Origin of the sequence: Micromonospora sp. SD12, assembly GCF_052068495.1 — a bacterium.
Lineage (GTDB): Bacteria > Actinomycetota > Actinomycetes > Mycobacteriales > Micromonosporaceae > Micromonospora > Micromonospora echinofusca.
Genome location: NZ_JBQHDF010000002.1, coordinates 37,926 through 61,317, shown reverse-complemented (window position 1 = coordinate 61,317; position 23,392 = coordinate 37,926). Strand labels below are relative to the sequence as shown.

Genomic DNA, 23,392 nt, shown 5'->3' with positions numbered 1-23,392 from the left:
CCGGACGGCCGTCAGTCCAGGGTCCCGATCTCGCGCTCGATGGCGGCGCGCAGGTCGGGCCCGGCCACCACGGCCCGGGCGGCCTCCATCAGCGGGGCCAGGAAGACGTCCGGCCCGGGGTCCCCGGCGATCCCGCCGAGCGCCGCGACGGCGGCCCGGCCGGCCGGCGACGGGTCGAGCGGGGCGCGCAGCTGGAGCCCGCGTACGCCGGCGAGCAGCTCGACGGCGAGCAGGCTGGTCAGGTTGTCCAGCACGGTACGCAGCTTCTTGGCCGCCGCCCAGCCCATCGAGACGTGGTCCTCCTGCATCCCGCTGGTGGGCAGCGAGTCCACCGACGCGGGCGCGGCGAGCCGGCGGTTCTCCGCGACGATCCCGGCCGCCGTGTACTGGGCGATCATCAGCCCGGAGTTGACGCCGGCGTCGGGGGAGAGGAAGGCCGGCAGGTCCCGGGACCGGGTGACGTCGAGCAGCCGGTCCACCCGGCGCTCGGCGATCGCGCCCACCTCGGCTGCGGCGATGGCGAGGAAGTCCGCGGCGAAGCCGAGCGGCGCGCCGTGGAAGTTCCCGGTCGACTCGACGCGGCCGTCGGGCAGCACCACCGGGTTGTCCACCACCGAGACCAGCTCCCGGCCGGCCACCGTGCGGACGAAGTCCAGCGTGTCCCGGGCCGCCCCGGCGACCTGCGGCGCGCACCGCATCGAGTACGCGTCCTGCACCGCGTGCGCCAGGTCGTCGCGGTGCGAGTCCATCACCCGGGAGTCCTGGAGCAGCCGGTGGATGTTCGCCGCCGAGGCCGACTGCCCGGGGTGCGGCCGGATGGCGTGCAGCTCCGGCAGGAACGGCCGCTCCGAGCCGAGCATCGCCTCGATGGCGAGGGCGGCGGTGACGTCGGCCATCGTGAACAGGTGCGCGGCGTCGTGGATCGCCAGCAGCAGCATGCCGAGCATGCCGTCGGTGCCGTTGATCAGCGCCAGCCCCTCCTTGGCGGCCAGCCCGACCGGCGACAGCCCGGCCCGGCGCAGTGCGTCGTCGGCCGGCAGCCGCTCGCCGGCCGGGCCGAGCACCCAGCCCTCGCCGAGCAGCACCAGCGCGCAGTGCGCCAGCGGCGCCAGGTCGCCGGAGGCGCCAAGCGAGCCGTGCTCCGGCACCCACGGCGTCACATCGTGGTTGAGCAGGTCGACCAGCGCCTCGGCGAGCAGGGGCCGGACCCCGGAACGGCCGAGCGCCAGCGAGCGGACCCGCAGCAGCATCATGGCCCGGACCACCTCGCGCGGCATCGGCGCGCCCACGCCGGCGGCGTGCGAGCGGATCAGCGCGTGCTGGAGCTCGGCCCGCCGCTCGGGCGCGACGAAGGTGTTCGCCAGCGCGCCGAAGCCGGTGGAGACGCCGTAGACCGGGCGGCCGGCGGCCTCGATGCCGTCGACGATCGACCGGCTGGTGGTCATGGCGTCCACGGTGGCCGGGTCGAGCACGACCTTGGCGGAGCCGCGCGCCACGGCGAGCACGTCGGCGGGGGAGATCCCGGTGGGCAGGATGGTCACGGTCATTGGAGCACTCCGTTGCGCAGGACCTGGCGGATCAGTGGCACCCCCGGCCGGTAGGCCAGGTGCAGGTGGGAGGGGGCGTCGAGGATCATCAGGTCGGCCCGCGCCCCCACGCCGAGCCGCCCGATGTCGTCGCGGCGCAGCGCCCGCGCGCCGCCGGCGGTCGCGGCCCAGACGGCCTCCGCCGGGGTCATCCGCATCTCGCGTACGGCGAGAGCGACGCAGAACGGCATCGACGAGGTGTACGACGAACCGGGGTTGCAGTCCGTCGCCAGCGCCACGGTGACGCCGGCGTCGAGCAGCCGGCGGGCGTCCGGGTACGGCGAGCGGGTCGAGAACTCGGCGCCGGGCAGCAGGGTCGCCACGGTGGTGTGCCCGCCGTCGACCCGGGTCGAGGCCAGCGCGTCGACGTCGGCGTCGGTGAGATGGGTGCAGTGGTCGACGCTGGCCGCGCCCAGCTCCACGCCGAGCTGGACGCCCGGCCCGGGGCCGAGCTGGTTGGCGTGCACCCGCAGGCCCAGCCCGACGGCCTGCCCGCAGGCGAGGATCGCGCGGGCGTGGTCCACGTCGAACGCGCCCCGCTCGCAGAAGACGTCGATCCAGCGCGCGTGCGGCGCGGCGGCGGCCAGCATCGGCCCGCACACCAGCCCCACGTAGTCGTCGGGGCGGTCGGCGTACTCGGCGGGGACCACGTGGGCGCCGAGGAAGGTGGTCTCCTCGCTGACCTCGGCGGCGATCCGCAGCGAGCGGGCCTCGTCGGCGACGGTGAGGCCGTACCCGCTCTTGATCTCCATGGTGGTGGTGCCCTGCCGCAGCGCCTCGCCGCGCAGCCGCCGTACGGTGGCCCGCAGCTCGTCGTCGCCGGCCGCCCGGGTGGCGCCGACCGTGGTCCGGATGCCGCCGCCGGTGTACGGCTGCCCGGCCATCCGGGCGGCGAACTCGGCGGCCCGGTCCCCGGCGAAGACCAGGTGGGCGTGGCTGTCCACGAACCCGGGGAGCACGGCGGCGCCCCGCGCGTCCAGGCGCCGGTCGGCGGCCGGCGCGTCGCGGGACGGCCCGATCCAGGCCACCCGCCCGTCCTCGACCAGCAGGGCGACGTCGCGCCGGATGCCCAGCGGTCCGTCCTCGCCCCCGAGGTCGTTGGTCACCAGCTCGCCGATGTCGTCGACCAGCAGACTGCTCAAGAGGTCACCTCCTCGATCGCCGCGGTCAGCTCGGCCGGCACGTCGACCGTCAGGTGCCGGCCGTCGCGCACCACCGGCCGGCCGTCCACCACGACGTGCGTGACGTCGGCCGCGCCGGCCGCGAACCACACCCCCACCGGCGGTACGCCGGCCGTGCGCGGGCTGTCCAGCCGTACGGTCACCAGGTCGGCGCGCGCCCCGACGGCGAGCCGCCCGGCGTCGCGCCAGCCCAGCGCGGCGTGACCGCCCACGGTGGCCGCGTCGCGCAGCTCGGCGGCGCTGAAGTGGCCCCGCCGGCGGGTGCGCAGCCGCTCGTCCAGCTCCACCGCGCGGGCCTCCTCGAAGAGGTCGACCACGGCGTGGCTGTCGCTGCCCAGGCTGAGCGGCAGGCCAACGTCGGCCATCCGCCGGGCCGGGCCGATGCCGTCTGCCAGGTCCCGCTCGGTGGTCGGGCAGAGGCAGACGCCCGTGCCGGCGTCGGCGAGCAGGGTGAGGTCGGCGCCGGTCAGGTGGGTGGCGTGCACGGCCGTGGTGCCCGGGCCGAGCGCCCCCCGGTCGGCGAGCAGTCGGGCCGGGGTGCAGCCGTGCACCGCCCGGCAGGCGTCGTTCTCGGCCGGCTGTTCGGAGAGGTGCACGTGCAGGGGCGCGCCGCGCCGGTCCGCCCAGCCGGCCACGGTGGCGAGCTGCCCGGCCGGCACCGCCCGCACCGAGTGGATCGCCGCACCCACCCGGACGTGGTCGTCGCCGGGCCGGAACGCGTCGACCCGCTCCGCCCAGCGCAGCGCGTCGCCGTCGCCGAAGCGCCGCTGCGGCCCGGCGAGCGGCTCCCCGTCGACCGTGGCGGTGAGGTAGCAGGTGTCCAGCAGCGTGATCCGGATCCCGGCGTGCGCGGCGGCCTCGACCAGCGCCTCGCCCATCGCGTTCGGATCGGCGTACGGGGTGCCGTCCGGGTCGTGGTGCACGTAGTGGAACTCGCCGACGCAGGTGATCCCGGCCAGCGTCATCTCGGCGTAGACCGCCCGGGCCAGGGCCAGGTACGAGTCCGGGTCGAGGCGCCGCGCCACGTCGTACATCCGGTCGCGCCAGGTCCAGAAGTCGCCGCGCCCGCCGTGGGTGCGCCCGCGCAACGCCCGGTGGAACGCGTGCGAGTGGGCGTTGGCGAGCCCCGGCAGAGTCAGCCCGGGCAGCCGCTCGGCGTCGACCATGACCTCGACGCCGGCGGGCGGCGTGCTCCCGGCCGTCAGCGGGGTCACACCGGTGATCCGCCCGTCGGCCGTCTCGATCAGCACGTCGGCGGTCGGCTCGGCGTGGTCGGGCAGCCAGGCGTACTCGGCGAGCCAGCGGGTTCCGGTCATCTCGTGCGCCCCCTGTCGAGCTGAATCGTCTGCGACATCAGTCGATCACCACGGGGGCGAGTCGTCTGCGACATCAGCTCGACAGGCCGCCGACAACCTCCCCGGGCCGCGGTCAGCGGCATGTCAGCTCCTCCAGCACCCGGGCCAGGGCGGTCACCCCGGCCGCGCAGTCGGCGTCGGCGGCCGACTCCGCCGGCGAGTGCGACACCCCCGTCGGGTTGCGCACGAAGAGCATCGCCGTGGGCAGGTGTGCGGCGAGCACGCCGGCGTCGTGCCCGGCCCCGGTGGGCAGCACCGGCGCGTCGAGCAGGGTCGCCAGCCGGCCCGCGAGGCCGCCGTCGAAGGCGACCAGCGGGGTGGCCGACTCCTCCGTCAGCGCCACCTCCGTACCGTCGCGGCGGGCCCGCTCGGCGGCCTTGGCGCGCACCGCGTCGACCAGCCCCGTCAGCGTCTCGGGCTCGGCGGCCCGGGCGTCCAGCCAGCCGGTCACCTTGGACGGGATCGCGTTGGTGGCGTTCGGCTCCACCGCCACCCGGCCGACGGTGGCGTGCGCGCCGCGCAGCCGCGCCTCCTTGTTGGCCGCGAGCACTGTGAAGGCGTACGTCAGCATGGGGTCGCGGCGGTCGGCCATCCGCGTCGTGCCGGCGTGGTTGCCCTCGCCGGTGAACTCGAAGCGCCAGCGGCCGTGCGGCCAGATCGCGCTGGCCACCCCGACCGCCGCGTCCGCGTCGACCATCGCGCGGCCCTGCTCGACGTGCAGCTCCACGAAGGCGGCGAAGCCGCCAAGCAGCTCGGGGCGGGCGCCCGCCGGTCGTGCGCCCAGCGCCTCGGCGAAGCTCACCCCGTCGGCGTCGCGCAACCCGGCCGCGCGCTCCACCGCGATCTCCCCGGCGAGCAGCCGGGACCCCAGGCACGGTACGCCGAACCGCGCGCCCTCCTCCTCGACGAACGCGCCGACCACGATGGGGCGGGCCGGCGCGACGCCCGCCGCGCGCAGCTCGTCGACGGCGAGGAACGCGCTGACGATGCCGAGCGGCCCGTCGTACGCACCGCCGTGCGGCACCGAGTCGAAGTGGCTGCCGGTCAGCACCGCGTCGCCGGCCTCCGGTTCGCCCCAGCGGGCGAACAGGTTGCCGTTGCCGTCGTCGGTGACCGGCATGCCCCGGCGGCCGGCCTGCTCGCGGAACCACTCCCGCAGCCGCAGCTCCGGCTCGGTCAGCGCGTACCGCAGGTAGCCGCCGCTGCGATCGTCACGCCCGACCGGCGCGATCTCGTCCCACAGCGCCCGGAACCGGCCGACGAGGTCGCTCACGCGGTACCTCCCTCCGCCATCGGCACCCGTACGCCGGTGGCCTCCGCGACCTCGCGAGCGGCGTCGTAGCCGGCGTCGACGTGCCGGATGACGCCCATCGCCGGGTCGTTGGTGAGCACCCGCTCGATCTTCTGCCCGGCCAGCGTGGTGCCGTCGGCGACGCAGACCTGCCCGGCGTGGATGGAACGGCCGATGCCGACCCCGCCGCCGTGGTGGATCGACACCCAGGACGCCCCGCTGGCGGTGTTGACCAGCGCGTTGAGCAGGGGCCAGTCGGCCACCGCGTCGGAACCGTCGGCCATCGCCTCGGTCTCCCGGTACGGGCTCGCCACGCTGCCGCAGTCCAGGTGGTCCCGCCCGATCACCACGGGCGCGCTCAGCTCGCCGGAGGCGACCATCTCGTTGAACCGCACCCCGGCCTTGTCCCGCTCGCCGTAGCCGAGCCAGCAGATCCGCGCCGGCAGGCCCTGGAAGGCGACCCGCTCGCCGGCCATCCGGATCCACCGGGCCAGCGACTCGTTCTCCGGGAACAGGTCCAGGATCGCCCGGTCGGTGGCCGCGATGTCGGCCGGGTCGCCGGAGAGCGCGGCCCACCGGAACGGACCCTTGCCCTCGCAGAACAACGGCCGGATGTACGCGGGCACGAAGCCGGGGAAGTCGAAGGCCCGCTCGAACCCGCCGAGCTTCGCCTCGCCCCGGATCGAGTTGCCGTAGTCGAAGACCTCCGCGCCTGCGTCGAGGAAACCGACCATCGCCTCGACGTGCTTCGCCATCGACGCCCGCGCCCGGTCGGTGAACTCGGCCGGCTTCGCCGCCGCGTAGTCCCGGGCGTCGGCCAGCTCCACCCCCTCGGGCAGGTACGACAGCGGGTCGTGGGCGCTGGTCTGGTCGGTGACGACGTCGATCTCCACGCCCCGGCGCAGCAGCTCCGGAAAGACCGCGGCCGCGTTGCCGACCACGCCGACGCTCAGCGCCCGCCGGTCCCGCTTCGCGGCCAGCGCCCGCTCGACGGCGTCGTCCAGGGAGTCGGCGACCTCGTCGAGGTACCGGTCGTGCACCCGGCGGTCCAGGCGGGTCCGGTCCACGTCGACGACCAGGCAGGCGCCGCCGTTCATGGTGACCGCGAGGGGCTGTGCCCCGCCCATGCCGCCGCAACCGGCGGTCAACGTCAGCGTGCCCGCGAGCGTGCCGCCGAACTTCTTCGCGGCGACGGCGGCGAACGTCTCGTAGGTGCCCTGGAGGATGCCCTGGGTGCCGATGTAGATCCAGGAGCCGGCGGTCATCTGCCCGTACATGGTCAGGCCGAGCTGTTCGAGGCGGCGGAACTCCGGCCAGGTGGCCCAGTCGCCCACCAGGTTGGAGTTGGCCAGCAGCACCCGGGGTGCCCACTCGTGGGTACGCATGACGCCCACCGGCCGGCCGGACTGCACCAGCATGGTCTCGTCGTCGCGCAGGTCGGTCAGGGTGCGCACCAACGCGTGGTACGACGGCCAGTCCCGCGCGGCCTTCCCGGTGCCGCCGTAGACCACCAGGTCGTCGGGGCGCTCGGCCACCTCCGGGTCGAGGTTGTTCATCAGCATCCGCAGCGCGGCCTCCTGGGGCCACCCACGGGCGGTGCGTTCGGTGCCGCGTGCGGCGCGGACGGGCTGGGTCATCTCGGCTCTCCTCCGGGTCATCCGAGGAACAACTGGCGGCGGGCGGCGGAGGCCTCGAAGGCCTCCAACCGGCGCTGGGTGTCGGTCGGGGCGGCGTCGCAGATGGCCTGGAGCAGCACCATGGCCAGGGTCATCGGCGCGGTGTGCAGGTCGAAGACGAGCCGCGCGCCGACCGCGGCGGGCAGCACCACGTCGGCGTGCTCGGTGGCCGGGCTGACCGGCGAGTCGGTGATGGCCACCACGGTGAGGCCGGCGGCCCGGGCCTCGCGCAGCGCGTCCAGGGTCTCCCGGGGGTAGCGGGGGAGCACGAAGGCGAGCAGGGCGCCCGCCCCGGCCTCGGCGGCCTGCTCGATGCGGTCGGTGAGCAGGCTGCCGCCGTCGTCGAGTACCCGCACGTCGGGGTGCACCTTGGCCGCGAAGTAGGCGAAGTAGGCGGCGAGCGGCGCGGCGGCGCGCAGGCCGAGCACCGGCAGGGGACGGCTGGCGGCCAGCAGCCGGCCCGTTTCGGCGATCCGGTCGCGGTCCGCGAGTTGCCCGGCGAGCCGGTCGAGGTTGCCGATCTCGGCGCGTACCGCCTGCTGGAGCTCGTTGCCGGCGTCGGCGGCGTCGCCGGAGGTGCCGGCGGTCAGCTCGCGCAGCCGGCGGCGCAGCGCGGGGTAGCCGTCGTGGCCGAGCGCGACCGCGAACCGGGTGACCGACGGCTGGCTGACCCCCGCCAGTTCCGCGACCTCGGCCGCCGACAGGTACGCGGCGGCCGACGCGTGCTGCACGAGGCAGTGCGCGATCCGACGCTGGGTGGGCGTGAGCCGGACCCCCTGGAACAGGTCGAGCACCTGCTCGGTAGGCGCCACGACAGCTCCCTCATTCATGCCGCGACTGTATGCATGAAAACTTTCACAAGCAACACCCCCTGTCGTCACGGACGACCTGTGGCTTGAGGAGGGACCTGGAGAGACGCGGCCTGCCGGGCGTCCCGGTGCGTGTCGGGCCGACGACGGGTGGGCGGAGCTGCTGGCGCCGCCTCTGTAGGATCCGCACGGCGGTTGAGCAGAGGAGTTGGCATGCAGCCGGCAGGTCCCTACAGGTTCACCCACGTGCTGGGCGGGTCTCCGGTGGGTAAGGCGTGGGCGGCGATCGACGAGCAGGGACGCCTCGTCACCGTGGCCGTCCTGGACGCCGCCGTCGCCGCGGCCCCCGGCTGGCGGGAGGCGTTCGTCGGGATGACGAACTCGCTGGCGCAGGCGGCGGACCCCCTGCCCTACGCCTACGCCGACTTCTCGGCCGCCGCGCCCTGGGTGGCGTACTCGGCGGAGGTCGGGCCGGGGGCGGAGAAGCTGCTGCGTGCACTCGGCGTGGGGTACACCCCGGACCCGGCGGCCGCACGGCCGGTCTCCGGGGTGCCCCACCCGGTCTCCGGGATGCCTCAGCCGGTCTCCGGGCTGCCCCAGCCGGTCAGCGGGGTGACCCACCCCGTCTCCGGTGTTCCGCAGTCGATCTCCGGGCCGCCGCATCTGCCGTGGGCGATGCACGCAGGTCCGAACCCCACCCAGCCGGTGTCGTCGGCCCCGCACCCCGCCTCGGGACCGCCGGCGCCAGGCTGGGACGCGCCGACCACCGCGATGCCGGCGCAGCCGGTCGCCGAGGCGCCCCAGTCGCCTGCCGCCGCCCATGCCCCCGCCCCGGCCGGCGTTCCGCCGTACGACCCGCTCGCCGCACCCGCGCGCCGCATAACGCCCTCCGAGACGCGCCGGCGCCGTACCGGGCTCCGGGTCGGGATCGTCGCACTGGTGTTGGTCCTCGTCGGCGGTGCGGGTGCCTTCGCCTGGACCGGGCTCAGGGACACGACCGAGCCGACGGCGAACCCCTCACCCACCGGCGTGGTCCAGTCCGGCGCCCCGGAGTGGTCACCGAGTGCGCGCCCACAGCAGCCGGGCCTCGAGCCGCCACGGCCGGGGGACTGGCCCAAATGGCAGGTCTTCAGCAGGAGCGATGCCGTACGGACGCTGACCCCGGACGGCCTGGGCTTCGATTTCGTGGCCCCGGCTGACTGGACGTGCACTCCTGGCGGCAGCACGGAGGGGCAGGTCAAGTACAACTGCGGTGCCTCGATCGGGGACAACTCGGAGATCGGCGGCGAGCTGATCGTCCGTGACTGTCCTGAATGCGGCGAGGAGCAACGCGACGCCCTGCGCAAGGCGGAGGAGGCGTGGGGACTTCAGTGGCGCAGCGGCGGGCCGTACGTCGTCCTCGCCGAGACCGTGAAGCTGAACGGCGCCAACAGGTACGGCATCGTCGTGGTCGCCTTCTGGCGTTCGGAGCCGGACGGTGCGATCGACCGTCAGCTCGTGCTGCGAATGACCGCCCCGGAGGACTGGATCGACGTCATCCGGCGCGTGGTCAACTCCATCCGTGACAACGCAGGCTTCTGAGCGACATCCGGACCGGCCGGAGAGCGAGCCCGCAGCGATCCGGCTGCGGGCGGTGGTGAGCGGCAGCGGTCACCGAAGTGGGGCGGGCCGCCGCCGGTGGACGAGCGAATCGCCGACGGGCGGGACGGCATCAGGGCCGCTGGATTACGAGGCGGCACGGGCCTTCTGGAAACTGCTCTTCAGCCCGTTTCGCAGCGCCCGGCTGAGCGGGCGTTCCACGAGCCGGTGCACGGCGTAGGCCAGCAGCAGCGCCGCGCCGACGACGCCGCCCAGGAGCAGCCACGGGGGAACGTCGTCGCGCAGATGACGGATGACCGTGCGCCCGTTGGCCGAGTGGAGCAGATAGAGCGGGTAGGTGAGCGCGCCGATCGTCACCAGCCCCCGCCACTGGATCTTCGCGAACCAACCGAGCGCGATACCGATCATCAGGAGGTAGAAGAAGGCGACCAGGATCAGTGACACCTTCCACGACATGGGCAGGCCGGCCTTCACGAGCGGGGCGACTCGCAGATCCAGCATGACGGCGTTGACCGCGAACGAGAAGGCGACGATGCACCAGAGCAGCAGGTCGGGCCCGAACCGGTGGATGAGGTAGAGGGCCATCCCCGCGACGAAGTACGACGCGAACCGAGGTTCGACCACCAACGTCAGGAGCGTGAAGTCGGCGCTGTGCGCGTAGAGCGCGAGCGCCGTCCAGATCATGCAGAACATCAGGACCCGGCGGTACGTGACGCCGAAGGCGATCACGATCAGGAACAGCAGGTAGAACTTCAGCTCGATCAGCAGGGTCCAGTACGGCTCGTCGATGTCGTTCACCCGCAGCAGATTCTGCACCATGGTGAGGTTTCCGATGATCTGCGGCAGGTTGGGAACCTTCTCTCCCGGCTGCGGCCACAACACGAGGACCGACGCGGTCAGCACGACCGCGAACAGATACGCCGGCATCAGCCGCGTGACCCGCGAGATGAAGAAGTCGTGCAGGTGCCGACCCCACGAACTCATGCAGATGACGAAGCCGCTGATCATGAAGAAGAGCTCGACGCCCAGCCACCCGTATCCGGCGGCAAGCCGCAGCGGGGCACCGAACAGATCTGCCGTGTTGGCCCCCCACGTCTGTCTGGCGTCGGCGAACAGCAGGTGGTATGCGACGACGCTCATCGCCGCCAGGAAGCGCAGCAGGTCCAGCACGTACAGCCGCGGCGCCCGCGAGGTGGCCGGTGGGGTCGGCCGATCGAGCGCCGTGGGCACCGGGAACTCGACCGTCTGGTCCGCGGACGTCGAGCCGTTTGCCTGGGTCAGGTTCATGTTGGCGCCTTGGCGAGAGAGGTGATCGGCGAGTCGTAGGATACGGATCGGCTCCTGCCTGCTGGCCGCAGGATCTGCGGTTCGGAAGTCCTCGTGAGCGGGCCCGGGACCTATGGTTCGTCGCTGACACCCACCTCTATGATGAGCGCGCGAAGTCCCGCTTCGGCCCGGAGCGATCCGTCATCGGCTCTGGATCCCGCCCTCCGGGCGTGAGCGAAACCCCCGCACGGCGGCACGACCAGCGCAGCCGTGGCAGCGACTGGCCGACCAAGGCTGATACGGAGATGTCATGTTCACCGGTACGGCCAGTGGTCATCCCCAGGGTGATCCACGCCATGCCCCGGCGACATGGCGCAGCGGCGGTCAGGAGCCAGCTCGGACATACGTCGACCCGGCTGCCGGCCCGGGCGGCGAGAGCCGCGGAGGCCGTGGGCCGGGCCGCCACCGGGCCCCGAGCGTGGTCGTCCAGCTGACCCGGGCCGGCCGGTCGATCGCCACAGGGCTGCGGTCCGATCCGGATCAGCGCATCGTTGCCGCACTGGCGCTCCTGGTGGCGACGCTCGGACTGGTGCCGATCGCCCTCGCTCCCGCCGATGTCGTCATCTACGCCGGTGTGTCGACGGGAACGCCGACGCTCTACTCGTACACCATCGTGATCGCCGTGGCGTTCGTGCTGGTCATGATGCACACGCGTCGTCGATTCGTCCGCGCCCTCCTCCTGTGGGTGCCGTTTCTCGGGTGGCTGGCCCTGTTCGCCGCGGTCCACTGGGACGCGTCCCTGCGTACCGTGAGCGGCCTGCTGCACTTCTGCCTGGCGGCGATCGTGTTCGCCGTCGGGGCCACGGCCGAGCGCGCGGACCGGCGGCACTCGGTCCTGCTCTGGGCCTTCGCGGCCGTGGCGTGGCTCCAACTCTTCGCGATCACCGCAGCGGTCCTCGGTTTTCCGCTGCGACGCGTCTCCGGACAACAGGCGCTCGACGTGCTCGGGCGTGCCACGGGCCTGACGAGCCATCCAGGCGAGCTGGCGAAGCTGTTGTTCTTCTGCGGCCTGTGCGCGCTGACGCTGCCGCAGCGGACGGTGCGGGAACGATGGGTGGCCTGGACGACGCTCGGTGTCGTCCTCATCGGCGTGTCCCTCACCCAGAGTCGCACGGTTCTCGCAGCCGTGGTCTCCATGATCCTCATCTTCATGTTGCTCGAGCTGATGACCGGGCGGTGGCAGAAGAGGTACTTCGTGGTCGTCGGCCTTACCGGGGTGCTCGGCGTGGCGTCGCTGCCGTGGCTGATCGAGCGATTCATGACGGACCCCGGTGGGGGCTCCCGGCAACACCTCCTTGCGGTCGCGGCGGACGCGATCCGCGCGCATCCGTGGGCCGGGGTGGGACCCAACAGCTACGTCGCCGTCGTCGGCGCCTCGGATCCGCTCACCGCGAGCGGCGTGCCCGTACACAACGTGTTGCTGCTGAGCGCCGCCGAGGTGGGCATCGTCGGCGCACTGCTCCTCTGGCTGCCGTTCGTGCGGACCGCGACGGCGGCCATCCGCGCCGTCTTTCGTACGCGGACCTCGGAGCTGGCACCCAGGGTTCTGGTCAGCGCTCTGCCGGCTCTCGTCCTTGTCGGTATGACGGGCTGGGGCCTGATGCAGGGGCCCTACTTTCTGATGCTGGCGCTCGTGGCGGGCTACTTCCATGCCCGGACGCGGTTCTCGGCGGTTGCGACTGGCAATGGTCGCGACTGAGGCCAGGGCGCCGGCGGGGCGGCGCACGTCTCTGACGGTCGTGTCGGGCCTGCTGGGGCTCTCCACCCTGGCCACGCGGTTCACCACCCTGGTGGTCATGGCGCTGCTGACCAGGGGCGCCGGCGTCGAGGCCGTCGGCTTCTACGGGATGGCCACGCTTTCCGCGTCCTTCGCCGCCGCCGCGCTCTCCCTCGGTCTGCCGACCTACCTGACCAGGGAGGCCGCAGCGGGGTCGGTCTCGCCGTCCGTGGTCGCCCGGATCCACGGCGGCCGTTTCGTCGTGCTGATGTCGGCCGCCGCCGTCGCGTACGTGGTGATCGGCGTGCTCCTCCCCCCGGAAGCGCAGCTCGCCTTCTTCCTGGTCTTCGTCGCCAGCCTCTTCGAACAGTGGAACGAGACGGCGTGGGTCCTCATCCGAGGCACGCGTTCGGCCTGGCTCGAACCGCTCACGAACACCTCCACCGGTCTCCTGCTCGTCGGCGCGTGCGCCATCGACGTGTGGCTGATGGACGGGCTCACCCTCGGTGACGCCGCCGTCTATTTCCTGGTGACGTCCGTCCTCCGGTCGACGGCCGCGGTTCTCGTCGTGCGGATCCTGCCGTCGCTGCGCGCCTCCCGAGGGGTCCGCTCGGCCCAGCACATCAGGCTGGCGCTGCCGTACTTCGCCTCCGACCTGCTCGGTCTCTTCTACTTCCGCGGCGACGTCTTCATCCTCGCGTTCTTCGTCACCGCCGTGGAAGTCGGAGAGTACGTCTCGGCCGCGGCCATCATCGGACCGGCGGTCCAGGTCGCGGCGTCCATGGGCCTCGGCGCCCTCGCCTATGCCGCGCCGAAGGGGACTTCCGGGACCGCCCAGGCGAACGACCCGCTCACGATCTTCCAGTTCTTCGGGCTCGCGGGTCAGGGCGCCGCCGGCGCCATGTTCATCGGCCTTCCCATCGCGACCGTGGTGCTGTTCGGTGACCAGGCGGGGAACATCCCGGAGCTGGCGATGGTGCTCACCCTGTTCCTCGCACTGCGATTCGCCAACTTCGGTCTGTCCGCCATCCTGCTTGCCCGGGGCCGTGCCGCCAGCCGGCTGGTGGTGCTCGTACTGAGCATCTGCGGCAGCGTGGGATTCAACCTTGCCCTCGACGGCAGGTACGGCGCCTACGGCGCCGCCTGCGCGATGGTGTTGAACGAGCTTGTCGTGGCCGGGTCGCTGCTGTGGTTCCTGCGGATCAGGGAACTGGTGTGGCCGGTCCTCATCTCGTTCGGATATGTGGCAGCGGCGGCATGGGCGCTCGCCGGACTGCTGACCGTGATGGGATCCGCCTCGGCGTCCGCCACTCTCGGGGGCGTCATCCTTGCTCTGGCTACCGTCAGATTTGTGAGACAACGGAGGGCCGCAGGCAAACTGCGGGCCGCAACGACGGAGGACATGTGAGGGTCGGAATAGTCGGGTGGTTCGGATCGGACAATCTCGGAGACGAGATCCTCCTCCACTCGCTCATCACCTGCGTCCGCGAGGTCAAGGAGAACGCGTCCTTCGTGGTCTTCTGCCCCAACCCGGAGCGGGTCGCCGAACTTCATGGCGTGCAGACGGAGCACATGCCCGTACTGCGGGCTCGTGGTGCCTCCGAGCGTCAGGTCGCGGTGCAGCGCGCGATCAAGTCGTGTCAACTGCTCCTGCTCGGCCCTGGAACGGTCTTCCAGGAGCGTTCCCCCAACCTGTCCTGGCCCGGCACCCTGCCGATGTTCGCCCGGATCATCGCGATGGCCAAGTTGGCGGGAACGCCCGTCGCCACCGTCGGCGTCGGCGTACGCGAGGGCGGAACGCCGTTCGGTCGTCAGGTGCTCCGCATCATCGGCGCATCCTGTGTCGCGGTGGGTGTGCGCGACGAGCGGACCGCGTCGCACTTCGGCTCCGGCGCAGAGGTCATCGGCGACATGGCGTACACCCTGCCGCTGCCCGAGCTGGACCGGGTCGACTCCGGCCGTCGCTTCGCGCTGTCGATGCGGCCGCTCGCGCCCGACCTCGAGGGCCCACTGCTGGCGGCGACCTCCGGATGTGCCGGTCGGCTCCGCCAGGAGGGATGGTCGGGCACCTTCCTTCCGATGGCCTTCGGCCGGGGAGCACACGGCGAGGACGACCGCGTCATCTACGAGCGCGCCTTCCGCGACCTTCTCGACCTGGACTCCACCCCGTTGGACGGCAGCCGGCCTCTCGTCGGAGCGCTCCGCGACTGGTTGCAGTCGCTCGCGACGAACCAGCTCGTCCTCGGCACCCGCCTGCATGCCGCACTCCTCGCCGTGGCGATCGGCGTTCCGACGGTGGCCATCGCGTACGAGCGGAAGGTCCATGACGCCTTCGTCGACCTGGGGCTCCGCGAGTTCCTGGTGCCACCGGACGTCGACGCCGAGACGCTCTACCGCACGGCGACCGCGGCTGCCGCGTCCGCCGAGCAGTTCCGGGAGGCCGCCCAGCGGGTCGCCGCCCAGGGGCGCATCGCGCAAGGGTTCGTCACGGCGCTCGTGAAGCGGCTGGGCTGATGCGCGTCCTCCTGCTCACCCCGTTCGCGCCCAACGCGCACCACTACCATGCTGCGGCCGACACGATCGTGCAGCTCACACCGCGGTTGGCTGAGCAGGTCGACCTCTTCGTCTACTCGCCGGAGCACACGGCGCCCACGGAGCCGGACGACCTGAAGTACACGTTGTTGCCCGCCACGGTCACCGCTCGTCCGAGCCACCGGGACCGCCTCCGCCTGGAACCGGCATGGCTCCGCCAGGCGTGGCCGCGAGAAGCGACCCGGGAGGCCGCCGAGCTCATCCGTCGGATCCGGCCCGACGTCGTGCACTCGGAGTATCTGCAGTCCGCCGAGGTCGTCGGGATCGGCCCCGCGTCGGTGCTGGGCCTGCACGACATCACCGAGAAGGTGATGCTGGAGTCCTACCGGGCGTCGTCCGGCCTGGAACGGCCGTACCGTCTCGTCGAGCTGCTTCGGACGCGACGGTTCGAACGCGCCGCGATCCGCCAGGCGGACGCCGTCATCACCCTGTCCGACGCCGACTTCGCGGTCGCCGCCGCAGGCAACCCGAACACCGTGCTCGCCCGGCCGGGAATCCACGTCGGTGACCGGTCCTGGTCGCCGCCGCCAGCGACGGAGCGACCGCGACTGGTGTTCGCCGGGGCGATGTGGCGACGCGCGAACGCACTCGTCGCCCAGTTCCTCGCGCGTGAGGTGATGCCGCTGGTGTGGCAGAGCCTGCCGCAGGCGGAACTCAGGATCGTCGGGGCGGAGCCCTCCGCCGACGTGGTCGGCCTCGGCGAGAGCGACAGCAGGGTGGTGGTGACGGGTGCGGTGCCCGACCTCCGGTCGGAGATGCTCGACGCCCACGCCGTCGTCGTGCCGTCGATCGTGGGCGGGGGAGTGCTGATGAAGGTGGCACACGCCATGGCCCTCGGCTGTCCCGTCATCACGTCGGAGGGGCCGGCCGCGTCGGTACGCGGTGACGCCTCGATGTTGTACACCGCGTCGACTGCCGATGAGATCGCGGCGGCGGTCCGGGCCGCAGTCGAATCACCCGACGACGCGGCACAGCGTGGTCGACGTGCCCGCGCACACATCGAGCGGACGTTCCGTTGGGACGACACGGTCCGCTCGTACCTCGACGCCTACGGGATTGCGAGTCGACAGTGAAAATCGCAGCCATCATCGTCTCCTACAACTCGGCCCGGGAGCTTCCCCAGAGTCTGGGCTGCCTGGGCGCCCTGCCGGTGGACCACGTCGTGGTCGTGGACAACTCCTCCACGGACGACAGCGTCGAGGTCGCGAAATCCTTCGGGTACCCGGTCATCTCGCTGCCGAACGTGGGCTTCGGCAAGGCGATCAACGCCGCGGCGGAGACCCTCCCCGGCGCTGACGCCTACTTCCTTCTCAACCCCGACTGCCACATCGACCCCGAGTCCTTCGCGCACCTCGTGGAGGCGCTGCGGGCCGACCCGAAGCTGGGTGTGGTCGCGCCGCTGATGCGATACCCGGACGGGCGCTTCGGAATCTCGGCGGGCCCCGAGCCGAGCATCGCGAAGGAATGGCTGGCGGCGCTGAAGGTCGACCATCTCGTGCCGAGGCGACTGAAGCAGTATCTGGCTCGGGCGACACCCTTGCGTAAGAAGTTCCAGATGCTCGAGTATCTCGATGTCGAACCAACCGGCCAGGTGCGCGAAACCGCCTGGGTGTCCGGGTTCTGCATGCTCGTACGAGCTGAGGCGTTCCGGTCCATCGGTGGGTTCGACCCCCGCTTCTTCCTCTACTTCGAGGACGTCGACCTGTGCACGCAATTGCGCGCCAGTGGCTGGGGTGTCGCGTCGGTCGGGACGAGTGTCGCCGAACACAAGGAGAGCACCAGCACCGGTGCGGTCGGCAAGAACCCCCTGTACCGGTCCGGTATGTATGTCTATTTCGCGAAGCATGGCACGCGGGGTCAGCGACTCCTCGCGTCCGCCCTGAGGAGACTGCCGATTTGAAGATTCTGTTTGTAGCGCCGTGGATCCCGGCATCGGTCCGCCCGCGCAGCCTCGTGATCCTGGAGATGCTCGCCGCCGAGCACGACGTCCGCTTCCTGGGGCTGGTGCACGACGAGGAAGAGGCGCGGCTGGCGGAGCTCCTGCCGGTCAAGGAGCGCACCCTCGTCCCCAACCCACGCGTCGGTTCCATGCTGCGCTCCGCGCGAGCACTCGGCACCGGGGTCTCGTTGCAGACGGGGTACGCGAGCCCGAAGGCGCTCACCGACGCGCTGCGGCGGGAGTTGGACGACTTCCGGCCGGACGTCGTGCACCTCAATGTCTTCCGTACCGTCCACCTGGTCGAGGCCTGTGGCTCGACGCCGGTCATCGTCGACCTGGACGAGTTCCGCAGCGAGTACTACGAGCAGCTCGCCTCGCACGGGCCCAGCCCCGCCTGGCGGGCGTTGGGCCGCGTGGAGGCACCCCGGATGCGGGCCCGGGAGGACAAGTTGGTCGGCATGGGGGTTCCCCTGATGCTCTCCGCTCCGTCCCTGCCCGGCCAGGAGCGGCCCAACACCTTCCTCGTCAGAAGCCCCTGCGACTTCTCCGTCCAGCGGCAGGCGGGCCCGATCGCACCGACGGTCCTGTTCGTCGGTCGGCTCAGCTACGAGGCGAACGTCAACGGCCTGATGTGGTTCGTGCGTGAGTGCTGGCAGGGCATCCGTGACGCCGTCCCGGACGCCCGGCTCCGGATCGTCGGCACGGACCCGCCCAAGGCGGTCCAGGAGCTGGTCGGGAACGGCATCGAACTCCACGCCAACGCGCCCGCGGTCGAGCCCCACTACGCGGATGCCGCCGTCGCCATCGCGCCGATCTTCCGGGGTACCGGCGTCCAGCTGAAGCTCATCCAGGCCATGTCGGCCGGAGTTCCGAGCGTGACGACAAGCATGGTGGCCGACCGCGCGGGTGTGGCGGACGGCGTCCACGTCCGCGTCGCCGACGACAGGGCTGGCTGGATCGCGGCGGTCAGTGGGCTGCTGTCCGCGCCCGAGACCGCCGCGCGACTGGCCGCCAACGGACGGGAGTGGGTGGCGGCACACCACAGCTCGGCGGCGGTTCGCCTGCAGTTGCAGGCGGCGTACGCCTCGCTTCCCACCGGTGCGCGGATGGACGGCGCGCCCGGCCGGTGAGCCGAGCCAGCGGACGCTGGATGACGACGCCGCGCGCCGGCGGGCCCAGGCCCGCCGGCGCGCGGCATCCGGCCGCGACCGTGGTGCCGGTCGTCGGACCGATCGGCGACCTGCCGAGGGTGAGTCGTCGGTACCGGTTGCGCGAGCAATAGGCAGGCCGCTCGCATTCTGAGTCGAGCTCGGTGGTAATCATCCGTCGTCTTCGTCCGCCACTTGGTAATAGGGGCCGGGGGCGCACCCCTTGGCATTCGCCACCAGTTAGTCCGAACGGCTGAGCCGCCGATGACGTTGATCGACGAAGATGGGCTGCGTCTGTGCCGAAGGGCAACGCTGTCCATTGTCAACGGTGGACGTTCATCCCACGGGGAGTCTGGCGTGTATCAAGTTCGTCGAGCTTGTCGGTCGGTTGTGGCGGGGCTCGCGCTCGCCGCTGTCGCGACCGCGGCAACCGTGTCCGGCGGGGGTGCCGCGTCCGCGGCTCCGCCGGACGACAAGAAGGTTGCGGGAATCCTGGGTGCCGCCGACATGGGGGCCATCAAGGACAGTTACATCGTGGTGTTCAAGGACGGCAAGGCCACGCCGGCCCAGGTCGGTGCGAACGCCACCGCGTTGACCAAGCGGTACGGCGGCACGGTGTCGCGTACGTACACGCGCACGATCCGCGGTTTCGCGGGGCGGATGAACGAGGCGCAGGCGAAGCGGCTGGCTGCCAGCCCCGAGGTGGCCTACGTCAAGCAGAACCGCAAGGTGTCCAAGAGCGACACCCAGTTGGACACGCCGTCGTGGGGGCTGGACCGGCTGGACCAGATCTTCGCGCCGATGAACAAGCGGTACACGTACCCGAACACGGCGAGCAACGTGCACGCCTACGTCATCGACAGCGGCATCCGGATCACGCACCAGGAGTTCGGCGGGCGCGCCAGCAACGGCTACGACTTCATCGACAACGACCCGGTCGCGAACGACTGCGACGGGCACGGCACGCACGTCGCGGGCACCATCGGTGGCACCAACTACGGTGTGGCCAAGGCCGTGCAGCTGGTGGGCGTGCGGGTGCTCGACTGCGAGGGCAACGGCACGGAGGCCGGTGTCATCGCCGGCATCGAGTGGGTCACGGCGAACGCGGTGAAGCCGGCGGTGGCGAACATGAGCCTCGGCGGTGGAGTCAGCGCCGCGATCGACGCCGCGGTGGAGGCGTCCATCGCCTCCGGGATCACCTACGCCGTCGCCGCCGGCAACAGCCAGGACGACGCCTGCTCGTACTCGCCGGCCCGCGCGGCCTCGGCGATCACGGTGGGCGCCACGGACGAGGTCGACTTCCGCGCCTCGTTCTCCAACTACGGGCCGTGTGTGGACATCCACGCGCCGGGGCACCACATCTCGTCCTCGGTGGCCACCAGCGACACCGCGATCGGCCGGTACAGCGGCACCTCGATGGCCAGCCCGCACGTGGCCGGCGCCGCCGCGCTGCTGCTGTCGGCGAACCCGTCCTGGGCGCCCACCCAGGTGCGTAACGTCATCGTCTACGGCGGCACCCGGCGGGTCGTGCGGAACACCGCCGCCTACAACACGAGCGACGTGATGCTGCGCATCGGCACCACCGCCGTGCCGCAGGTCACCGGCCTGCGGTCCCTGACCAACGGCAAGAACGTCTCGGTCGGCGCCGGCGGCACCCAGCCGCTGACCCCCACCCAGCCCATGAACCAGATGGGCGACTCGGAGAAGTTCACCGTGGTCGACGCCGGCAGCGGCTACGTCGCGTTCGGGTCCTGGGCCAGCGGCAAGTACGTCACCGCTACCGCCGGCGGCACCGCCGCGCTGTACGCCAACAGCAGCACCATCACCGACGCCCAGCGGTTCCAGGTCGTCATGAACGGCGACGGCACCACGAGCCTGATCGCCAAGATCAACGGCAAGTACGTCACCGCCCCGTCCAGCGGCACCCTGCCACTCATCAACAACGCCACCACCATCGGCGGACCCGAGAAGTTCATCTGGGCCTCACCCGCCGCGGTCGTCGTGCTCCGCGCGGCCGTCAACGGCAGGTTCGTCACCGCGGCGGACGCCGGCAGGAGTCCCCTGATCGCCAACTCCACCGTGACCACCGACTGGCAGAAGTTCGACATGCTCGACATGGGCGCCGATGCCGTCGCACTGCGCTCCCACGTCAACCAGCGTTACGTCAGCGCGCCGTCGGGCGGCACCCGGCCACTCATCGCCAACGCCACCGCGATCGGCACGGAGCAGTCCTTCTGGCTCTACCACTGGGGTGACGGCAACCTGCTGTTCCAGTCCCAGACCAACTACAACCTGGTGCAGGCGCCGAACAGCGGCAACTCGGCGCTGATCGCCAACTTCGATCCGTTCGCGGCCGACCCGGGCCCCTCGACGATGTTCACCTACGAGGTCCTGAAGGTCGGTTGAGTGACCGGCGACTGAAGATCCCGTCCTGACGCGGCAGGGTCAGTGGGCCGTCGAGACACGTGCGATGCGCGTCTCGGCGGCCCATCCGCGTCACCGCGACACTCCGGGCGCGACCGGCTGGTACCCGGCCCCGGGGTCCGCCCGCACCAAGGGCTTCGCATACATTTGCTGCATGGCCGACGCCTCGTTGCTTCTTCGCCGCGCCGGCTTCGGTCCCACGTCCGCCGAGCTGGCCGCCGCGAAGAAGGCAGGGTACGGGGCGACGGTCGCCGCCCTGACAGCGCCGACAGCGCCGGACGTGGGTGCGCTGAAGGCTCCCGTGCCGGGACTCGGCCCGGATCCCTTCGCCGGGTTGTCGAACCCCACTCCCAGCCAGCGGAGCAAGGGCGATGAGAAGCGGCGGGAGCAGACGAAGCGGATCACCCAGTGGTGGCTGGATCGCCTCACTGTCGCAGACCACCAGACCCGCGAGAAGCTGTGGTTCTTCTGGCACGGGCACTGGGCCACCTCGGTCCGGAAGGTGATCCGCCCGCAACTGATGCTCCAGCAGCACAGGACGCTGCGCAGCTCGCTCGACTTCGCGACCATGGCACATTGGATGATCACCGACCCGGCGCTCATCTACTGGCTCGACGGGCAACTCAACACACGGACCGCGCCCAACGAGAATCTCGGCCGCGAGTTGATGGAACTCTTCATGCTCGGCATCGGCAGGTACACCGAACGGGACGTGAAGGAGGCGGGCCGTGCGCTGACCGGCTGGAAGATCGACTACGACAGCGGCCGCGCGTACTTCAGTCCTGCCTCACACGACGGCGGCAGGAAGAGCATCCTCGGTGTCACGAAGGACTTCGATGCCCACTCGCTGGTGGATCTCCTGCTCGAGCACGAGGCCTGCCCGGGGTTCATCGCCGAGCGGTTGTGGTTCCGGTACGCCTCGTCGGCCGACCTGATCCCGATGTCCACCCGCGACAACATGGTTCGCGCGTTCCCGGACTCGATGGCGATGCTGCGGAAGCTCTTCGAGGACGACGCATTCCAGGCCAGCGCCGGCAGGCTGGTCAAGCAGCCGACGGAGTGGTTCGTCGGCGCGATGCGGCAGTTGGGTCTGCGGCCGGGGAGGCTGTCCGACGAGATGCTGACGTACGCCCTCAACGCCCTGGAGCGAATGGGGCAGTTGCCGTTCGCGCCCCCGAGCGTCGAGGGGTGGGCCGCCGGAGCGGAGTGGCTGACGGTCGGGGCGGCGCAGGTCCGCCTGAACCTTGCCGGTCGGATCGCCCAACTGGTCCCGGCCCAGCGGCTGACTCCGGAAGACGTGGCGCACGTCCTGGCCATCGAGACATGGACCAACAGGACGTACTCGGCCCTGAAGGGCACCACCGATCCGCAGCGTCTGCTGACCCTCGGGTTGGCCAGCCCGGAATATCTGGTGACGTGACATGGACGCATTGACCCGGCGCAGGTTCCTCCTGGCCTCCGGCGTCGTCGGCGGCAGCGCCATCGCCGCCGGGGTGGGGGGTCTGGGCCTGGCGGAGCTCCTGCGGACCGCGGGCGACGCGTCTGCCAGCGATGATCACCGGAAGACACGCAAGTTGGTCATCGTCACGCTGTACGGCGGCAACGACGGGCTCAACACGGTCGTCCCCTACGCGGACCCGGCGTACTACGCGGCCCGACCCGAGCTGGCCTACGAGCCTGACCGGGTGCTCCGGATCGACGACTCGCTCGGGTTGAATCCGGTGATGAAGGGTCTGAGTCGACTGTGGAGTGGGCGGCGCCTGGCTGTCGTCCTCGGGGTCGGGTATCCCAAACCGGACCGTAGTCATTTCCGGTCCATGGACATCTGGCAGACCGCCTCACCGAGCGATCCGGCCACCTCCGGCTGGATCGGTCGATGGTTGGACGGCATCAGGGCCGCGCCGGAGGCCGCGGTGAGCTTCGAGCCCATGCTCCCGCCCCTGCTCGTGGGAGAGACCCGTACCGGAGCCTGCGTGAGTATCGGTGGGCTCAAGTTGCCGGCCGGGGTCACCACCGACATGATCGGCGTGCTCGGGCGGCGGGAGCCGAACGAATCCGAGATGCAGGCACGGGCTGCGGACGCCTATGCGAACCTCATCAAGATCGACCAGCTCATCCGGGATGCCGAAGCGGTGGACGCCCGAGCGGACGTCCCCGCCGAGCCGGAGATCGCGGCAACGGGCACGGGCGGGGCGAATCTCCTCTCCGAACAGCTTTCCCGGGTGGCTCACTGCGTCGAAGCCGGGGTCCCCACCCGCGTGTATTCGGTGAGCCTCGGTGGATTCGACACGCACGCGGCGGAGAGGCCCGGCCACGAGCTGCTGTTGCGCCAGCTCGATCAGGCGTTGACCAGCTTCGCGGGCCGGCTGGCGCAGACCGAGGCCGGTCAACGGGTCTCCGTGGTCGTGTACAGCGAGTTTGGTCGGCGGGTTCGGGCGAACGCCTCCGACGGCACCGACCACGGAACCGCCGGGCCCGTCTTCGTTCTGGGTCCTCAGGTCGCGGGCGGACTCTACGGGGAGCAGCCGAGCCTGACCGACCTGGACGACGGCGACCTCAAGGCGACGACGGACTTCCGAGACGTCTTCGGTACGCTGCTGGCCTCGGTGTTGGATGCGGACCCGGCACGCTACCTCGGCGGGTACGGGCCGAAGATGCTGCCGTTCCTCCCGCGCGACTGAGACCTGGCCCCTGGTGAGGCCCTGCCGGGCGCGGCGACGATCACGGGTCCCGCCGCGGGCGCAACACC

Annotated in this window: 17 protein-coding genes; 10 read left to right on the top strand and 7 right to left on the bottom strand. The window is 71.6% G+C overall.

Annotated elements, in window-relative coordinates; all coding sequences use genetic code 11:
* Window positions 1-11: 11 nt before the first annotated feature.
* From hutH to ACTMS2_RS04010, 6 genes are all read right to left on the bottom strand, one after another.
* Entirely contained in the window at window positions 12-1,547 is a 1,536-nt protein-coding gene (gene hutH / locus ACTMS2_RS04035) for a histidine ammonia-lyase (RefSeq protein ID WP_441174165.1), read from the bottom strand.
* Window positions 1,544-2,728 (bottom strand): imidazolonepropionase, encoded by a 1,185-nt coding sequence (hutI, locus tag ACTMS2_RS04030; protein WP_441174164.1) that lies wholly within the window; start codon window positions 2,726-2,728, stop codon window positions 1,544-1,546. Before hutI ends, hutH begins: the two co-directional genes overlap by 4 nt.
* Complete coding sequence (locus tag ACTMS2_RS04025; protein WP_441174162.1) at window positions 2,725-4,083, bottom strand: formimidoylglutamate deiminase; 1,359 nt, start codon at window positions 4,081-4,083, stop codon at window positions 2,725-2,727. Before ACTMS2_RS04025 ends, hutI begins: the two co-directional genes overlap by 4 nt.
* A gap of 112 nt (window positions 4,084-4,195) precedes the next feature.
* On the bottom strand, window positions 4,196-5,395 hold the full coding sequence (locus ACTMS2_RS04020) for an allantoate amidohydrolase (protein ID WP_441174161.1): 1,200 nt from the start codon (window positions 5,393-5,395) through the stop codon (window positions 4,196-4,198).
* Window positions 5,392-7,050 carry a urocanate hydratase gene (gene hutU / locus ACTMS2_RS04015; protein WP_441174160.1) on the bottom strand — a complete coding sequence of 553 codons (1,659 nt, stop codon included), beginning with the start codon at window positions 7,048-7,050 and terminating at the stop codon, window positions 5,392-5,394. Before hutU ends, ACTMS2_RS04020 begins: the two co-directional genes overlap by 4 nt.
* A gap of 17 nt (window positions 7,051-7,067) precedes the next feature.
* Window positions 7,068-7,919: a MurR/RpiR family transcriptional regulator gene (locus tag ACTMS2_RS04010; protein ID WP_101414381.1), complete on the bottom strand. Its 852-nt coding sequence runs from the start codon at window positions 7,917-7,919 to the stop codon at window positions 7,068-7,070.
* Window positions 7,920-8,111: 192 nt separating this feature from the next.
* On the opposite strand from ACTMS2_RS04010, the gene ACTMS2_RS04005 reads away from it, so the two are divergent.
* Window positions 8,112-9,479 (top strand): hypothetical protein, encoded by a 1,368-nt coding sequence (locus ACTMS2_RS04005; RefSeq protein ID WP_441174159.1) that lies wholly within the window; start codon window positions 8,112-8,114, stop codon window positions 9,477-9,479.
* A gap of 144 nt (window positions 9,480-9,623) precedes the next feature.
* Here ACTMS2_RS04005 and ACTMS2_RS04000 read toward each other — a convergent pair whose 3' ends face one another.
* A complete protein-coding gene (locus ACTMS2_RS04000) occupies window positions 9,624-10,784 on the bottom strand; it encodes an acyltransferase family protein (protein WP_441174158.1) in 1,161 nt (386 codons plus the stop codon).
* Window positions 10,785-11,241: 457 nt separating this feature from the next.
* On the opposite strand from ACTMS2_RS04000, the gene ACTMS2_RS03995 reads away from it, so the two are divergent.
* From ACTMS2_RS03995 to ACTMS2_RS03955, 9 genes are all read left to right on the top strand, one after another.
* On the top strand, window positions 11,242-12,522 hold the full coding sequence (locus ACTMS2_RS03995; RefSeq protein ID WP_441174157.1) for an O-antigen ligase family protein: 1,281 nt from the start codon (window positions 11,242-11,244) through the stop codon (window positions 12,520-12,522).
* A gap of 40 nt (window positions 12,523-12,562) precedes the next feature.
* Entirely contained in the window at window positions 12,563-13,948 is a 1,386-nt protein-coding gene (locus ACTMS2_RS03990) for an oligosaccharide flippase family protein (protein WP_441174156.1), read from the top strand.
* On the top strand, window positions 13,945-15,054 hold the full coding sequence (locus ACTMS2_RS03985; protein ID WP_441174154.1) for a polysaccharide pyruvyl transferase family protein: 1,110 nt from the start codon (window positions 13,945-13,947) through the stop codon (window positions 15,052-15,054). The genes ACTMS2_RS03990 and ACTMS2_RS03985 overlap by 4 nt, the downstream gene beginning before the upstream one ends.
* Complete coding sequence (locus ACTMS2_RS03980; RefSeq protein ID WP_441174152.1) at window positions 15,054-16,205, top strand: glycosyltransferase; 1,152 nt, start codon at window positions 15,054-15,056, stop codon at window positions 16,203-16,205. The genes ACTMS2_RS03985 and ACTMS2_RS03980 overlap by 1 nt, the downstream gene beginning before the upstream one ends.
* The gene (locus ACTMS2_RS03975; RefSeq protein WP_441174151.1) at window positions 16,202-17,032 is read left to right on the top strand and encodes a glycosyltransferase family 2 protein; all 831 of its coding nucleotides are present in this window, start codon (window positions 16,202-16,204) and stop codon (window positions 17,030-17,032) included. The genes ACTMS2_RS03980 and ACTMS2_RS03975 overlap by 4 nt, the downstream gene beginning before the upstream one ends.
* Window positions 17,029-18,201: a glycosyltransferase family 4 protein gene (locus ACTMS2_RS03970; RefSeq protein ID WP_441174150.1), complete on the top strand. Its 1,173-nt coding sequence runs from the start codon at window positions 17,029-17,031 to the stop codon at window positions 18,199-18,201. The genes ACTMS2_RS03975 and ACTMS2_RS03970 overlap by 4 nt, the downstream gene beginning before the upstream one ends.
* A gap of 525 nt (window positions 18,202-18,726) precedes the next feature.
* A complete protein-coding gene (locus tag ACTMS2_RS03965; RefSeq protein WP_441174149.1) occupies window positions 18,727-20,625 on the top strand; it encodes a S8 family serine peptidase in 1,899 nt (632 codons plus the stop codon).
* Window positions 20,626-20,797: 172 nt separating this feature from the next.
* Window positions 20,798-22,063: a DUF1800 domain-containing protein gene (locus ACTMS2_RS03960; RefSeq protein WP_441174147.1), complete on the top strand. Its 1,266-nt coding sequence runs from the start codon at window positions 20,798-20,800 to the stop codon at window positions 22,061-22,063.
* 1 nt (window position 22,064) lies between these two features.
* Window positions 22,065-23,324, top strand: coding sequence for a DUF1501 domain-containing protein (locus tag ACTMS2_RS03955; protein WP_441174146.1), 1,260 nt, complete (start codon window positions 22,065-22,067; stop codon window positions 23,322-23,324).
* The last annotated feature ends 68 nt before the right edge of the window (window positions 23,325-23,392 follow it).

What these genes read in the sequence shown, in the direction of transcription:
- ACTMS2_RS03965 (WP_441174149.1), top strand. Translation starts at nt 18,727, where the DNA reads ATGGGGGCCATCAAGGACAGTTACATCGTGGTGTTCAAGGACGGCAAG.
- ACTMS2_RS03955 (WP_441174146.1), top strand. Translation starts at nt 22,065, where the DNA reads ATGGACGCATTGACCCGGCGCAGGTTCCTCCTGGCCTCCGGCGTCGTC.
- ACTMS2_RS03960 (WP_441174147.1), top strand. Translation starts at nt 20,798, where the DNA reads ATGGCCGACGCCTCGTTGCTTCTTCGCCGCGCCGGCTTCGGTCCCACG.
- ACTMS2_RS04010 (WP_101414381.1), bottom strand. Translation starts at nt 7,919, where the DNA reads ATGAATGAGGGAGCTGTCGTGGCGCCTACCGAGCAGGTGCTCGACCTG.
- ACTMS2_RS04025 (WP_441174162.1), bottom strand. Translation starts at nt 4,083, where the DNA reads ATGACCGGAACCCGCTGGCTCGCCGAGTACGCCTGGCTGCCCGACCAC.
- ACTMS2_RS04005 (WP_441174159.1), top strand. Translation starts at nt 8,112, where the DNA reads ATGCAGCCGGCAGGTCCCTACAGGTTCACCCACGTGCTGGGCGGGTCT.
- hutH (WP_441174165.1), bottom strand. Translation starts at nt 1,547, where the DNA reads ATGACCGTGACCATCCTGCCCACCGGGATCTCCCCCGCCGACGTGCTC.
- ACTMS2_RS04000 (WP_441174158.1), bottom strand. Translation starts at nt 10,784, where the DNA reads ATGAACCTGACCCAGGCAAACGGCTCGACGTCCGCGGACCAGACGGTC.
- ACTMS2_RS03980 (WP_441174152.1), top strand. Translation starts at nt 15,054, where the DNA reads ATGCGCGTCCTCCTGCTCACCCCGTTCGCGCCCAACGCGCACCACTAC.
- hutU (WP_441174160.1), bottom strand. Translation starts at nt 7,050, where the DNA reads ATGACCCAGCCCGTCCGCGCCGCACGCGGCACCGAACGCACCGCCCGT.